Genomic DNA, 13,029 nt, shown 5'->3' on the forward strand with positions numbered 1-13,029 from the left:
GGACAACGATCATGCAGCGCTTTCTGATTCTTGTTGCAGTGTGCTTATTGAGCGGTTGTTTAACTGCTCCACCTAAAGAAGCCGCCAAACCCACGCTGATGCCCAGGGCGCAAAGCTATCGCGACCTGACGCATCTGCCGGCGCCGACGGGTAAGATATTTGTCTCGGTTTATAACATCCAGGATGAAACTGGCCAGTTCAAACCGTATCCGGCAAGTAACTTCTCGACCGCCGTTCCGCAAAGTGCCACCGCCATGCTGGTCACCGCGCTCAAAGATTCACGCTGGTTTATTCCTCTGGAACGCCAGGGGCTGCAGAACCTGCTGAACGAACGCAAAATCATTCGTGCAGCGCAGGAAAACGGCACGGTTGAGGTGAATAACCGCGTACCGCTGCAATCGCTGGTTGCCGCGAACGTCATGGTGGAAGGGTCCATTATCGGCTACGAAAGTAACGTGAAATCGGGCGGCGTCGGGGCGCGGTATTTCGGTATCGGGGCTGACACGCAGTACCAGCTCGACCAGATTGCCGTCAACCTGCGCGTGGTTAACGTGAGTACCGGTGAAGTGTTGTCATCGGTCACCACCAGCAAAACGATTCTCTCTTATGAAGTGCAGGCCGGTGTATTCCGCTTCATCGACTACCAGCGTCTGCTGGAGGGTGAAATCGGCTATACCTCGAATGAACCGGTGATGATGTGTCTGATGTCAGCCATCGAAACAGGGGTCATTTTCCTGATTAACGACGGTATCGATCGCGGGCTGTGGGACCTGCAGAACAAAAACGACGTGAAAAATGAAGTGCTGGTGAAATACCGTGAAATGTCGGTGCCTCCGGAATCCTGATTCTGACAGCACCAAAAAAAAGCGAGGCTCTGCGGCCTCGCTTTTTTATTTGCTTAATTCCGGGAGATTTTGCGCTCGCGATCGCCGGGCAGCCAGCCAAAGCCCGCTGTTCTTCATCGCGTAGCCAAACACCAGCCCCAGCAAGAGAGACGGAACAATCATTTTCCAGTCGCCCTGCCCGGCAAAGGTCGCACACGCGCCGATGAAGGTGCCAGGAACAAACGACAGCAGCAGGTGTTTTGCCTGAATACACATCAGAAAAGCCACCACGCCCGTCATCATATAGCCGACGATCTCCAAGTGCGGAGCCATCGCGCTGCCGCGCATGATAATCAATGCCCAGACCACGCCGCTCATCATGGTGCAACCGGAGATAAACAGCCCTTTTATCCCGCCCTGCGGGCAGGCGAAATAGGCCGTACAGCCCAGGAAACCGGCCCAGCTGAGCAGTCCCAGAGACACGGCAACCCATCCCCATATCCCGGAGAGGATCCCTGTTGTGATGGCAATAGAAAGTAATATATTCATGGCGCGCATCTTATCAGATACGCGCCAATGAAATGAGATCACGAGCACATTTTATGCAAGATGAAATGTACCGTTACATTGACAATGTGACGCAAATCACTCTTCGTTCTCTTCCTGCAGTTCATCCCACATGGCGGAGATTGCTTCGCGGGTCAGCGGTGCCATGGTGCGCCAGAAAGGCGAGGTGGCGTGGGCTTCGATCTTACCGAGGAACGCGCCGCACCATGGAAGGATGTAGTCGCCAAACAGGGTTTCCAGTGCTTCACTTTCGTCTTCACCGGAGTGATCTTCAATCCAGGAGGCGGCCAGCAGCAGCGTACCGATATGATCTGCAGGCGCATCGCTCAGGGGCATACCGCGCTCGGAGAGGAACGCGCGCACTTCAGACTCCGTCGCCCCCTCTTCCCAGGAAGAGCGATACGGAGAAACGCGGCCCTCTTCGCCTACAAACAGGGCGTTGTAATCCGCCGAAATCTGCTGCATATCGCAGCTCTTTTGCAGGCGCTGCAACAGCTCGTCCTGCTCCAGCGGCCAGTTGTCCGCGAGCTTACCTTCGCGAATCAGCGTAAAGAGCGGAACCAGCAGCGGATCTTGCGGCTGGCGATAGTACAAAGTGCCCAGTACGCGGCAAAGGATTGAAAACTCGTTCATTTGATTATTCCATGACTATATTAAAGTTCAGCAAATTCTGGGATGGCAGGCATACCGCGTGACTCAAGGAAATCGAGCATCCGACGCGGCGTGACGTTCAGAATTCTCTCTTCCGGGAAGCCCACTTCATCTAACACTTTTCGGCACTCGCCGAATTCACCCAGCGTGAAGGCGGTGTGCGAGTCAGAGCCCAGCGCCACCATGCCACCTGCATCACGCACGGCTGCCGCCACGGCACGACAGTTGGCTTCGCTGCCGATGCGCGAATGGGTAAAGGAGGAGTTGTTGATTTCCAGCGCCACGCGATGTTTCGCCGCCGCTTGCGCCACGGCCTGAATATCAATCGGGAATTTCGGATTGCCGGGGTGGGAAATGATGTGGACGTTACCGCTGGCAATAGTCGCGATCATCGCCTGGGTATTCGTCTCTTTATCCTGTGGCGCAAACACCGGCTCATGAAAACCGGCGATAATCAGATCCAGAGAAGTCAGCATCGGGCCCGTACAGTCGATCTCGCCGTGCGTATTTTTGATATTCGCCTCAATGCCGCGCAGGATCCCGACGCCCTCCACCAGACGAGGCCAGATGCGCATATTCACAAAGTGCCAGTAGTGCGGCGCATCTGCCATATCAGGACCGTGGTCGGTAATCGCAAAGAGCTTAATCCCTTTCAGTTTGGCTTGCGCGATGTAGTCATGAAGGGTGCTGTACGCGTGGGTGCTGGCGACGGTGTGCATATGCAGGTCAACGGGATACATCTCTCTCTCCTCTGGTGTTTTACCCCAAGGATAGCAGGTCTGCCCGGCGTTTATTAGCAAAAACCCGGCGAATGCCGGGTTGCTGTTAGTAGCCGCGCTGTCTGTCGACCTGCCCCGTCGCCGGTTTCCCCTGCTCGAGGAGGCCGATGGTGCGGGTAATATAGTCAACCGCTTCCGCCGGACGCGTCACCGCCGCAATGTGCGGCGTCATGGCGACGCGCGGATGCGCCCACAGCGGGCTTTCCACCGGCAGTGGCTCACGGCTGTAGACATCCAGCATCGCGCCTTTCAGCTTGCCGCTATCGAGTGCTTTAAGCAGATCGGCTTCCACCAGATGCACGCCGCGCGCCAGATTCATCACGTAGCTTTGGTCCGCCAGCTGATTAAGCAGATCGTGATTGATAATTCCCACCGTCTCCGCCGTATTCGGCAGCAGGTTGATCAGTACGCGCGTCCCCTTCAGGAACGCCGGGAGTTCTTCGGCACCGGCAAAGCTTTCCACGCCCGGATATTCCTTGCGCGTGCGGCTCCAGCAGCGCAGCGGGAATCCCCACGGGGCCAGCGCTTCTGCCACTTTCGAGCCCAGCACGCCGGCGCCCAGCAGCCCGACGGTAAAATCTTCGCGCTGATAATCGGCCAGCGGCTCCCAGTGTGATTCCTGCTTCAACGCCTGATAGTCATCAAAGCGGCGGAACCAGTGCAGCACCTGGCTCACGGCATATTCCTGCATTTGCTGACCCATACCGGTATCTTCGAGTCGGAACAGGGGAATATGTTCTGGCAACATCTCTGGATGGGCTTTTAACTTGCTCAGGATGGAATCCACGCCCGCGCCGAGGGCAAACACCGCTTTCAAATCGCGCCCCTGTAACATCTCCACCGGTGGATGCCAGACCAGAGCGTAATCCGCGTGTTCGTTATCGCCCCGCTTCCACTCGCGAACGCGCGCGCCGGGAATGGCTTCCGACAGCGCCTTGATCCAGTAAGACGTATCAAACGTAGGGTGATAGAAGATGATATCCATAATGACTCCTGCCTTTTTATTGCGATGATTTATAGGTGTTTTCAAGAGGATTATCAGGATAACAAATAAACCGCCGCCTGTGTTGCTGATAAAAAAAGCGCTTTCAGCACATTCAGGAATCACATTGCTGAAACTTTGTCTAAACGCGCCAAATATCTGAAAAAGTTGATTGACGCCAGTGCCCCTTTTACTTACATTAGCGCCCGTCCCAGCAACAACGGGATGACAATACGGTGAGGTGTCCGAGTGGCTGAAGGAGCACGCCTGGAAAGTGTGTATACGGCAACGTATCGAGGGTTCGAACCCCTCTCTCACCGCCATATTTGAAGAAGAGCTCGCATGAAAATGCGGGCTTTTTTTTCGTCTGCAGAAAACCCACTCCCCGACCTTAACGCCAATTATTGTCCACAGTGATTAATGCTTAACCGAACAGCCACTCAGGCATAAAATTTGCTTGACCGTTTTAGCGCAACTCCCTATAGTAGCGCCCCGTTGCCCCCGAGAGGTCAGGCAGCGAAACAATACGGTGAGGTGTCCGAGTGGCTGAAGGAGCACGCCTGGAAAGTGTGTATACGGCAACGTATCGAGGGTTCGAACCCCTCTCTCACCGCCATATTTAGAGAAGAGCTCGCATGAAAATGCGGGCTTTTTTTTCGTCTGTCGTTTGGGTTTTACAGAAAGCAAAGCCCGGTTTCCCGGGCTTTGTCATCAAAAATCAATTCAGTCGTAGGCAAGAAGTGCGCGCTGGCACAGGACCGAACGCACGCAGTCATCTTTGTTGAAACGCACCACCCCAACCATGTCATCTTCCACAAAACGTGCCAGCGCATCGCTCAGACCGGATTTGACACCCGACGGCAGGTCGCACTGGGTGATATCGCCGTTGACGATCACCGTCACGTTTTCCCCGAGGCGCGTTAAAAACATCTTCATTTGCGCAGCGGTCACGTTCTGAGCCTCGTCAAGAATGACGACCGCATTTTCAAATGTACGTCCGCGCATGTAGGCGAACGGCGCGATTTCCACCTTACCAATCTCTGGTCGCAGGCAGTACTGCATAAAGGAAGCGCCGAGACGTTTAACCAGCACGTCATAGACAGGCCGGAAATACGGGGCAAACTTCTCTGACATATCGCCGGGCAAGAAGCCGAGATCTTCATCGGCCTGCAATACCGGACGGGTGACGATAATTCTGTCCACATCCTTATGGATCAGAGCCTCCGCCGCCTTGGCAGCACTTATCCACGTCTTCCCGCATCCGGCTTCACCGGTTGCGAAGATCAGCTGTTTACTCTCGATAGCATTCAGGTAGTGCGCCTGAGCCTCATTGCGGGCGGCAATTGGGGAGTTATCACGGCTGTCTCGCGCCATGCCAATTGCTTCTACGCCGCCACTCATCTGCACAAGCGAGGTGACCGATTCTTCTTCACGCTGTTTATGGCTACGTGAATCCCGTCTCAGCACACGTTTTGCTTCGCGACGAGCTTTGATCACTGCTTTTTGTCTTCCCATGGATAGCACCTTGAGTTGTTGGTATTCATCACACGCGCCGTTGTCAGCGCGATTATCTGAACTAACATCTGAAGTTTGGCTTCCTTGTAAGCCATTGCTTGCCTTTTGGAATGACGATGCCGAACGGCTATGCGCACCGCTCTGCACGTCGGGTGAGTTTTGTTGGGTGTTTGGGGAGGAGAATTTTGTGGTGAAGAAATCGCTGCCGGAGTCAGAGCCTCCGCGCCGGGTGCTGCGGTTGTTGTGTTTACCTTGTCCAGAACAGGACCCAACCATTCGCGATCTCCATAGTGAATCGTTATCACTGCCGGGAACTACCGCTGTCTTATATTAAGTACATCAGGATTTATCACAATTGCAACAACTTTTTTACCTGAACGCAACTTTTTCAGACTCGCCCTGCAGCTGAGTTCAGTCTCATACAGAAATATGACAGAAATATAACAGCGGCGGTCATAGGAAAAAATAATCTCCCCGCACGGCTGGCGGGGAGGATTATCAGGCTTCGATCAGCCCTTGTGCGAGGTACGCGTTGCTGTCGCGCACGCCCGGCAGGGCAAAGAAATAGCCGCCGCCGATAGGTTTTATATACTCTTCGAGCGCTTCGCCGTTCAACCGTTTCTGCACGGTTAAAAAGCCCTTCTCCAGATCGTGCTGATAGCAAACGAACAGCAGGCCCATATCGAGCTGCCCGGAGTTGGTCACGCCCAGCGAATAACTGTATCCGCGGCGCATCATCAGGCTGGACTGGGTTTCCGGCGTACGCGGGTTCGCCAGACGAATGTGGCTGTCGAGGGCGATGGTGTCGCCATCAGGGTCACGCGCGTAATCCGGCACATCGTGTTCGTTCTTCATGCCCAGCGGCGCGCCGCTCTGCTTGTCACGCCCGAAGATGGTTTGCTGCTCTTTCAGCGGCGTGCGATCCCAGAATTCCACGTGGAACTGGATGATGCGTACCGCCTGATAGGTCCCGCCCACGGTCCACGCCGGTTCGCCCTGATCCGCCGTGGTCCAGACCACGTTTTTCATCAGCGCCGTATCGCGACTGTCCGGGTTCGCCGTCCCGTCTTTGAATCCGAGCAGGTTAACCGGCGTCTCTTTCCCCTGGCTGCGCGCCGCGTGGTCGGAGATAAAGCCTTCCCGCTTCCAGCGCACGCTGAGCAGATCCGGCGTGTGCTTGATGATATCGCGCAGAGCGTGGATCACCGTGTCCTGGGTATTCGCGCAGATCTGGATCAGCAGATCGCCATGACACAGCGCCGCGTCGAGCGAATCATTCGGAAAACGCGTCATCTTTTGCAGCGTTTTCGGTTTATGTTTCGCAAGATTGTAGCGCGCGTCAAACAGCGACTCGCCGACGGAGACCGTGACGGTCAGGTTATCCGGGGCGATAAACGGCCCCAGAATGCCCGAATCCATCGGCGGCATACGCGGGTTTGGCGTTTCCGGCGCCGGGCCGCCTGCCGTCAGAAACGCAATGCGTTTCGTCAGCAAGCGGAACAGACGTTCCAGATCCGCTTTATCGCTCGCCAGAGAATCAAACGCCACCACCATCATCGCCGCCTGCTGCGGCGTCAGAATTCCGGCCTGATGCTCGCCGTAGAACGGCTGCGTCTCCATGCGGGCATTCGGGGAGAGCGTCCCCGGCGCGCTTTGCGGTTTGGCCGCATGCGCCACCGGGCAACCGCCCGCCAGAGCGAGCGCGCCGCCAAGCGCCCCCACCCCTTTTAACAGTCGACGGCGGGAAGGTTCCGCCACGTCGACTTCCTGATGTTTACTCATAATGCTTAGTCCAGACCCAGTACGCCGCGCAGCTGTGCCAGATCTTCCGCCAGGGTAGTGATAGGGCCTTTCAGCGCATTACGGTCGGCGTCGGTCAGCTTGTCATACGTCTCGTACCCGTCTTTGGTACGGTACTTCGCCAGAATGGTGTTCACTTTCTTGAAGTTGGCATCCACTTTCGCCAGCAGTTCGCTGTTGTCTTTCTGCAGCTGCGGACGCAGCAGGTCTACGATCTTCTGCGCGCCTTCAACGTTGGCCTGGAAGTCCCACAGGTCGGTGTGGCTGTAGCGATCTTCTTCCCCGCTGATTTTGCTCGCGGCCACTTCTTCAATCAGGCCCGCCGCGCCACCCACCACTTTTGACGGCGGGAAGGCCAGCTCGCTGATGCGTTTTTGCAGCTCCAGCACGTCGGTGTTCAGCTGTTCCGCGTATTTCTCCATCCCTTTGGTGGAGTTGTCGCCAAACAGCGCTTTTTCCAGACGGTGGAAGCCGGTGAATTTCGGATCGGCGGCTTTCTGCTCGTAATCGTCTTCACGGGCGTCGATGCTGCCGTCGAGGTCAGAGAACAGTTCGGCGATAGGTTCGATACGCTCGTAGTGCTGGCGCGTCGGCGCGTAGAGGGATTTCGCTTTCTCGATATCGCCCGCTTTCACCGCGTCGGTGAAGGCTTTGGTACCGGTCACGAGATCGGCCGTTTCTTTGGTGACGTAAGCTTTATAGGCGGTGATCGCCTCGCCCAGGCTCAGCAGCGCTTCGCCTTTTGCCGCATCCGCCGTGGCTTCGCCTTTGACGATCAGCTTGCCTTTCGGATTGGTCAGCAGGCCGCAGGTCATGTCGTACTCGCCCGGCTGCAGGTTAGCAGTCATCTTCTGACTAAAGCCAGGGGCGATGTTTTCACGCTCTTCCACCACCATCACGCCTTTGAGGATCTCCCACTCCAGCGCCTTCTGGCTATGGTTCTGAATGATAAACTGGGTTTTACCGCTGTTGACCGTGATGGTCATCGGCTCACACTGTTTGTCGTTCACGGTGACTTTTACCTGAGGAACATCCGCCGCGCCCGCAGAAAATGCATAAGCAAACAGCGCTGCCACACCGGCCTGTAACGCAGTACGTCGAAATTGAATTGCCATGACCCTTCCCTTTCTAAAAGTATGTATAAACAACACGAAGCACTTCAGGGCGCAGTACGCGACGGCTGAGTACTGGGGCGTGATGGCATAAAGAACAGCACCAGCGCCGGAATGAGATAGATGAAATACATCGCCACTTCGCTGACGCTCGGCGTTTCCTGATAGCCGAAGATACCTTCGAGCAGGGTGCCGGTCAGAGAATGGGTGGAGAGCGTGTTACTGAAATCGAAAGCCACGTCCTGGAAGTGGTTCCACAGGCCCGCCTCGTGGAAGGCGCGAATCGCCCCCGCGGCCAGCCCGGCGGCCACCAGCAGAATAAACAGGCTGGTCCATTTGAAGAACGCGCCGAGGTTGAGGCGAATACCGCCCCAGTAGATCATAAAGCCCAGCACCACTGCGGTCGCCAGGCCGAGCATCGCGCCGAGCGGCGGCCAGATCCCCACGTCCTGCTGGAATGCCGCCAGCAGGAAGAAGACCGACTCCAGACCTTCACGCGCGACGGCGAAAAAGACCATCCCAATCAGCGCCCAACCGTGGTGATTGCCCTTTTGCAGCGCGTTATCCACCGCCTGCTCCAGCTGAACTTTGACGTTGCGCGACACTTTGCGCATCCAGAACACCATCCAGGTGAGGATCACCACCGCGATGACCGCGACGATCCCTTCGAACAGCTCCTGCTCTTTTTGCGGGAACTCACCGGTGGTTTCGTTGATTAAAATACCGAGCCCCAGACAGAGTGCAGCGGCGAGGAAAACGCCCACCCACATCATCCCAATCCAGCGGCCCCGCTGGGTGCGCTTCAGATAGCTGGCGATCAAGCTGACAATTAAGGCCGCTTCGAGACCTTCACGTAACATAATGAGAAATGGAACAAACATGCCGACACCTTAAATGTTTATCGCGGTCAACTGATGCAAAGAAAGGTAAATAACTGTGATAGTGATTATCATTACGGCAGAGAGAAAAACAAGCGAAATGTGTTGGGTTTTGATGACGAGTTGTAAATCCATCGCCGGTTAATAGTTACGATCGTTATCGTTATGTATATAACTTATAACGTAAATGCCCATTTACGCTTCCCCCTCCCTATGGCTAAATAAGCGCTTCGTTTACCTGCTGAAAATTTAAAATGTATAACTTTGTTCATTTCCTGCTGGCGCTGGTGATTATTCTTGCGCTCGCCTGGCTGGTGAGTTTCGACCGCCGAAAAATTCGTATTCGTTATGTTTTACAGCTTATTGTGATTGAAATTGCGCTGGCGTTCTTTTTCCTGCACGCCGAAAGCGGTTTATTCGTGATTAAATATGTCTCCGGTTTCTTTGAATCCCTGCTGAAATTTGCCGCAGAAGGCACCAATTTTGTCTTTGGCGGGATGGGTGAAAAAGGGCTGGCGTTCATTTTCCTCGGCGTACTCTGTCCGATTATTTTTATTTCTGCCCTGATCGGTATTCTCCAGCACTGGCGAATTCTGCCGATTTTTATTCGCATCATCGGCACCCTGCTGTCCAAACTGAACGGTATGAGTAAGCTGGAATCCTTTAACGCCGTCAGCTCGCTGATCCTCGGTCAGTCGGAAAACTTCATTGCTTATAAAGGGGTGCTCGGCGATCTCTCTTCTCGTCGCCTGTTCACCATGGCGGCGACGGCGATGTCTACCGTCTCCCTGTCGATTGTCGGCGCCTATATGACCATGCTGGATGCAAAATTTGTGGTCGCGGCGCTGATCCTGAATATGTTCAGCACCTTTATTATTCTGTCGGTCATCAACCCGGCGCGCCCGGAAGCTGAGCCGGAAATCAAACTGGAAAAACTGCACGAATCCCAGAGCTTCTTTGAGATGCTGGGCGAGTATATTCTGGCCGGTTTTAAAGTGGCGATGATTATTCTGGCGATGCTGATTGGCTTTATTGCGCTTATTAGCGCGGTCAACACCCTGTTCTCCAGCGTATTTGGCATGAGCTTCCAGCAGATCCTGGGCTATGTGTTTTATCCCCTGGCCTGGCTGGTTGGCATTCCACTCAGCGATGCCCTGAATGCGGGCAGTATTATGGCAACCAAACTGGTGGCGAATGAATTTGTGGCGATGATTGAGCTGCAAAAAATTGCCGGTCAGATGACGCCGCGCGGGCTGGGCATTCTCTCCATCTTCCTGGTGTCGTTCGCCAACTTTGCCTCTATCGGCATTGTGGCCGGAGCGATCAAAGGGCTGAACGAGAAGCAAGGCAACGTGGTGTCACGCTTTGGTCTGCGCCTGGTGTATGGCGCAACGCTGGTGAGCCTGCTGTCGGCGAGCTTTGCGGGGCTGGTGCTGTAATTTTTTTTGCCCGGCGGCGCTGCGCTTGCACGGGCCTACAAAACCGTAGGCCGGGTAAGCGTTAGCGCCACCCGGCTTTTTTTCGAACAACGAGGATAACAAACAATGACCATCAAAACCGGGCTTATGGTTGCAGCACTTTTCCTGCTGGCCGGCTGCAACGCCCCCTCGCACACCTCCGCTGACGCCACCTGCAAAGCGGATAACCAGATGCAGCAAACCACCCTCTATTTCGGCCTGAACCGTCCGGCGGGTGCCGCGATCACCGGTCAGGAGTGGCAGCAGTTTGTCGATCAGGACGTGACGCCGCGTTTTCGCGATGGCTTAACGGTGTTTGATGCGCGCGGGCAATGGCTGGGTAACGACGGGAAAGTGGCTCGTGAGCCAAGCAAAGCACTGATGCTGATCCACGGGAAAGACGCCCAAAGCGAGAGCAATATCGAAGCGTTGCGCGGGATCTATAAATCACGCTTTGCGCAGGAGTCGGTGATGCGGGTTGATCAGCCGGTGTGCGTGCAGTTCTGACACAAAAAAAGCCGGGTGGCGCTAACGCTTACCCGGCCTACATAGTTTACGGATTTGCGGGTTTTGTAGGCCCGGTAAGCGCAGCGCCACCGGGCTTAAGACCCGAAAACTTATTCCGGCTGCAATTTCGACGGCGGTGCCGTGTGGTAATGCGCATCCGCTTCGGCAAAACGTTCCTGCATCGACGCCGACGGTGCTTTGCCCAGCAGACTGAACACCACAATCCCGATGCTGCCGAAGATAAAGCCTGGGATGATTTCGTACAGACCCAGCCACGCGAACTGTTTCCAGACGATCACCGTCACCGCCCCGATAATCATCCCCGCCAGCGCGCCGTTACGGGTCATGCGTGACCAGAGTACGGAGAACAACACGACCGGACCAAAGGCCGCACCAAAGCCCGCCCACGCGTAGCTCACCAGGCCCAGCACGCGGTTTTCCGGATTCGCCGCCAGGGCGATGGAGACCAGCGCCACCACCAGCACCATAAAGCGCCCGACCCACACCAGCTCTTTCTGGCTCGCGCCTTTACGCAGGAAGGCCTTGTACAGGTCTTCGGTAATCGCACTGGAGCAGACCAGCAGCTGACAGCTCAGGGTCGACATCACCGCCGCCAGAATCGCCGACAGTAAAATCCCGGCAATCCACGGGTTGAACAGAATTTGCGCCAGCTCGATGAACACACGCTCAGCGTTCTGGTTCACCGCGCCCGCCTGCGCCGGGTTATTGTTGAAGTACGCAATCCCGAAGAAGCCCACTGCCACCGCGCCCGCCAGACAGAGGATCATCCACGTCATGCTGATACGACGCGCGTGAACGATTGTGTGGTGGGAATCCGCCGCCATGAAGCGCGCCAGAATGTGCGGCTGACCGAAGTAGCCCAGACCCCAGCCCATCAGCGAGACAATCGCCACGAAGTTCAGGCCTTTCAGCATATCGACGTTTTCGATGCTCTTTTGCTTGATCACTTCCAGCGAATCGCCAAAACCGCCGACGGTGAAAATCACAATCACCGGCGTCAGGATCAGGGCGAAGATCATCAGGCTCGCCTGCACAGTATCGGTCCAGCTGACAGCCAGGAAACCGCCGACGAAGGTGTAGATGATGGTGGCGGCCGCACCGGCCCACAGCGCCGTTTCGTAGCTCATGCCGAAGGTGCTTTCGAACAGACGCGCACCGGCCACGATGCCCGACGCGCAGTAGATGGTGAAGAACACCAGGATCACCAGCGCAGAGATGATGCGCAGCACGCGGCTCTTATCCTCAAAGCGACCGGTGAAGTAGTCCGGCAGCGTCAGGGCGTTGTTGTTCACTTCGGTATGAACGCGCAAACGCCCCGCCACCAGCTTCCAGTTCACCCACGCGCCGACCGTCAGGCCAATCGCGATCCAGCTTTCTGAAATACCGGAGATGAAAATCGCGCCCGGCAGGCCCATCAGCAGCCAGCCGCTCATGTCGGAAGCCCCCGCAGAGAGCGCGGTGACCATCGGCCCTAAACTGCGCCCGCCCAGAATATAGTCGTCAAAACTGTTGGTTGATCGCCATGCCAAAAACCCTATCAGGATCATGCCAAAAATATAAACGAGAAATGTCACCAGCATCGGTGTGCTAATTGCCATTTAAAATCTCCAAAAATGTCGAGCGACAACCTTCCCGGTTGCCTTAATTATTCCATCACCGGAACGGGGTGATGATGAGTGTATTTCGGTTGGGCGCGCGTATCCTGCCGTAAGCGCTCCTCATGCACAAATGATTTAACACTGCATTTACATCAAATTCATCCCTGGTTTCATACGTCTTTTATATAGGTTGCACTCGCTCACGCTTTTACGGGTTGCACCTTTTAAAAGTGTTAACTGCCGCATAAAAACTGGCCTCACACGCAGAATTCCGGCTTATTTTCCAGCTAACTTATGCTTAACAATCCATTCATTTTTCAGCTTGCAGACCAGGTCAC

Annotated in this window: 12 protein-coding genes and 2 tRNA genes; 5 read left to right on the forward strand and 9 right to left on the reverse strand. The window is 55.4% G+C overall.

What is annotated here, in order from left to right; all coding sequences use genetic code 11:
- Positions 1–11 precede the first annotated feature (11 nt).
- On the forward strand, positions 12–845 hold the full coding sequence (gene csgG / locus AC3WS9_RS13895; protein WP_282494868.1) for a curli production assembly/transport protein CsgG: 834 nt from the start codon (positions 12–14) through the stop codon (positions 843–845).
- A 45-nt stretch (positions 846–890) separates the two neighbouring features.
- Here csgG and AC3WS9_RS13900 read toward each other — a convergent pair whose 3' ends face one another.
- From AC3WS9_RS13900 to ghrA, 4 genes are all read right to left on the reverse strand, one after another.
- Positions 891–1,382, reverse strand: a complete 492-nt coding sequence (locus AC3WS9_RS13900) for a DUF1097 domain-containing protein (protein WP_492488899.1) — start codon at positions 1,380–1,382, stop codon at positions 891–893.
- Positions 1,383–1,469: 87 nt separating this feature from the next.
- Positions 1,470–2,024 (reverse strand): TorD/DmsD family molecular chaperone, encoded by a 555-nt coding sequence (locus AC3WS9_RS13905; protein WP_282494866.1) that lies wholly within the window; start codon positions 2,022–2,024, stop codon positions 1,470–1,472.
- Between the two features lie 20 nt (positions 2,025–2,044).
- Positions 2,045–2,782, reverse strand: a complete 738-nt coding sequence (locus tag AC3WS9_RS13910) for a phosphatase (RefSeq protein WP_492488901.1) — start codon at positions 2,780–2,782, stop codon at positions 2,045–2,047.
- An 85-nt stretch (positions 2,783–2,867) separates the two neighbouring features.
- The gene (gene ghrA / locus AC3WS9_RS13915) at positions 2,868–3,806 is read right to left on the reverse strand and encodes a glyoxylate/hydroxypyruvate reductase GhrA (protein WP_492488903.1); all 939 of its coding nucleotides are present in this window, start codon (positions 3,804–3,806) and stop codon (positions 2,868–2,870) included.
- 232 nt (positions 3,807–4,038) lie between these two features.
- Here ghrA and AC3WS9_RS13920 point away from each other — a divergent pair.
- Together AC3WS9_RS13920 and AC3WS9_RS13925 are read left to right on the forward strand one after the other, a co-directional pair.
- A tRNA-Ser gene (locus tag AC3WS9_RS13920) sits at positions 4,039–4,126 on the forward strand.
- 205 nt (positions 4,127–4,331) lie between these two features.
- Positions 4,332–4,419 (forward strand) — tRNA-Ser (locus AC3WS9_RS13925).
- A 107-nt stretch (positions 4,420–4,526) separates the two neighbouring features.
- On the opposite strand, the gene phoH is transcribed toward AC3WS9_RS13925, so the two are convergent.
- The 4 genes from phoH to efeU all read right to left on the reverse strand — a co-directional run bounded on the left by phoH (position 4,527) and on the right by efeU (position 9,111).
- Positions 4,527–5,318 (reverse strand): phosphate starvation-inducible protein PhoH, encoded by a 792-nt coding sequence (gene phoH / locus AC3WS9_RS13930; RefSeq protein ID WP_174348619.1) that lies wholly within the window; start codon positions 5,316–5,318, stop codon positions 4,527–4,529.
- 498 nt (positions 5,319–5,816) lie between these two features.
- Positions 5,817–7,100, reverse strand: coding sequence for an iron uptake transporter deferrochelatase/peroxidase subunit (gene efeB / locus AC3WS9_RS13935; RefSeq protein WP_492488905.1), 1,284 nt, complete (start codon positions 7,098–7,100; stop codon positions 5,817–5,819).
- Positions 7,101–7,105: 5 nt separating this feature from the next.
- Entirely contained in the window at positions 7,106–8,233 is a 1,128-nt protein-coding gene (gene efeO, locus AC3WS9_RS13940; RefSeq protein ID WP_282492523.1) for an iron uptake system protein EfeO, read from the reverse strand.
- A 44-nt stretch (positions 8,234–8,277) separates the two neighbouring features.
- Positions 8,278–9,111: an iron uptake transporter permease EfeU gene (efeU, locus tag AC3WS9_RS13945; RefSeq protein WP_282492522.1), complete on the reverse strand. Its 834-nt coding sequence runs from the start codon at positions 9,109–9,111 to the stop codon at positions 8,278–8,280.
- A gap of 251 nt (positions 9,112–9,362) precedes the next feature.
- Between efeU and AC3WS9_RS13950 the strand changes: the two genes are divergently transcribed.
- Both AC3WS9_RS13950 and AC3WS9_RS13955 read left to right on the forward strand, forming a co-directional pair.
- The gene (locus AC3WS9_RS13950) at positions 9,363–10,547 is read left to right on the forward strand and encodes a NupC/NupG family nucleoside CNT transporter (protein ID WP_492488908.1); all 1,185 of its coding nucleotides are present in this window, start codon (positions 9,363–9,365) and stop codon (positions 10,545–10,547) included.
- A 105-nt stretch (positions 10,548–10,652) separates the two neighbouring features.
- The gene (locus tag AC3WS9_RS13955; RefSeq protein WP_492488910.1) at positions 10,653–11,072 is read left to right on the forward strand and encodes a DUF3574 domain-containing protein; all 420 of its coding nucleotides are present in this window, start codon (positions 10,653–10,655) and stop codon (positions 11,070–11,072) included.
- A 110-nt stretch (positions 11,073–11,182) separates the two neighbouring features.
- On the opposite strand, the gene putP is transcribed toward AC3WS9_RS13955, so the two are convergent.
- On the reverse strand, positions 11,183–12,691 hold the full coding sequence (gene putP / locus AC3WS9_RS13960; RefSeq protein ID WP_095281532.1) for a sodium/proline symporter PutP: 1,509 nt from the start codon (positions 12,689–12,691) through the stop codon (positions 11,183–11,185).
- Between the last annotated feature and the right edge of the window lie 338 nt (positions 12,692–13,029).

The sequence above is a fragment of the Lelliottia sp. EB106-05-01-XG201 genome (assembly GCF_058791735.1).

Excerpts from the sequence above, each read along its gene's own strand:
- AC3WS9_RS13950 (WP_492488908.1), top strand. The coding sequence starts at position 9,363 with ATGTATAACTTTGTTCATTTCCTGCTGGCGCTGGTGATTATTCTTGCG.
- AC3WS9_RS13900 (WP_492488899.1), bottom strand. The coding sequence starts at position 1,382 with ATGCGCGCCATGAATATATTACTTTCTATTGCCATCACAACAGGGATC.
- efeU (WP_282492522.1), bottom strand. The coding sequence starts at position 9,111 with ATGTTTGTTCCATTTCTCATTATGTTACGTGAAGGTCTCGAAGCGGCC.
- AC3WS9_RS13955 (WP_492488910.1), top strand. The coding sequence starts at position 10,653 with ATGACCATCAAAACCGGGCTTATGGTTGCAGCACTTTTCCTGCTGGCC.
- AC3WS9_RS13910 (WP_492488901.1), bottom strand. The coding sequence starts at position 2,782 with ATGTATCCCGTTGACCTGCATATGCACACCGTCGCCAGCACCCACGCG.
- phoH (WP_174348619.1), bottom strand. The coding sequence starts at position 5,318 with ATGGGAAGACAAAAAGCAGTGATCAAAGCTCGTCGCGAAGCAAAACGT.
- csgG (WP_282494868.1), top strand. The coding sequence starts at position 12 with ATGCAGCGCTTTCTGATTCTTGTTGCAGTGTGCTTATTGAGCGGTTGT.
- efeO (WP_282492523.1), bottom strand. The coding sequence starts at position 8,233 with ATGGCAATTCAATTTCGACGTACTGCGTTACAGGCCGGTGTGGCAGCG.
- putP (WP_095281532.1), bottom strand. The coding sequence starts at position 12,691 with ATGGCAATTAGCACACCGATGCTGGTGACATTTCTCGTTTATATTTTT.
- ghrA (WP_492488903.1), bottom strand. The coding sequence starts at position 3,806 with ATGGATATCATCTTCTATCACCCTACGTTTGATACGTCTTACTGGATC.
- AC3WS9_RS13905 (WP_282494866.1), bottom strand. The coding sequence starts at position 2,024 with ATGAACGAGTTTTCAATCCTTTGCCGCGTACTGGGCACTTTGTACTAT.
- efeB (WP_492488905.1), bottom strand. The coding sequence starts at position 7,100 with ATGAGTAAACATCAGGAAGTCGACGTGGCGGAACCTTCCCGCCGTCGA.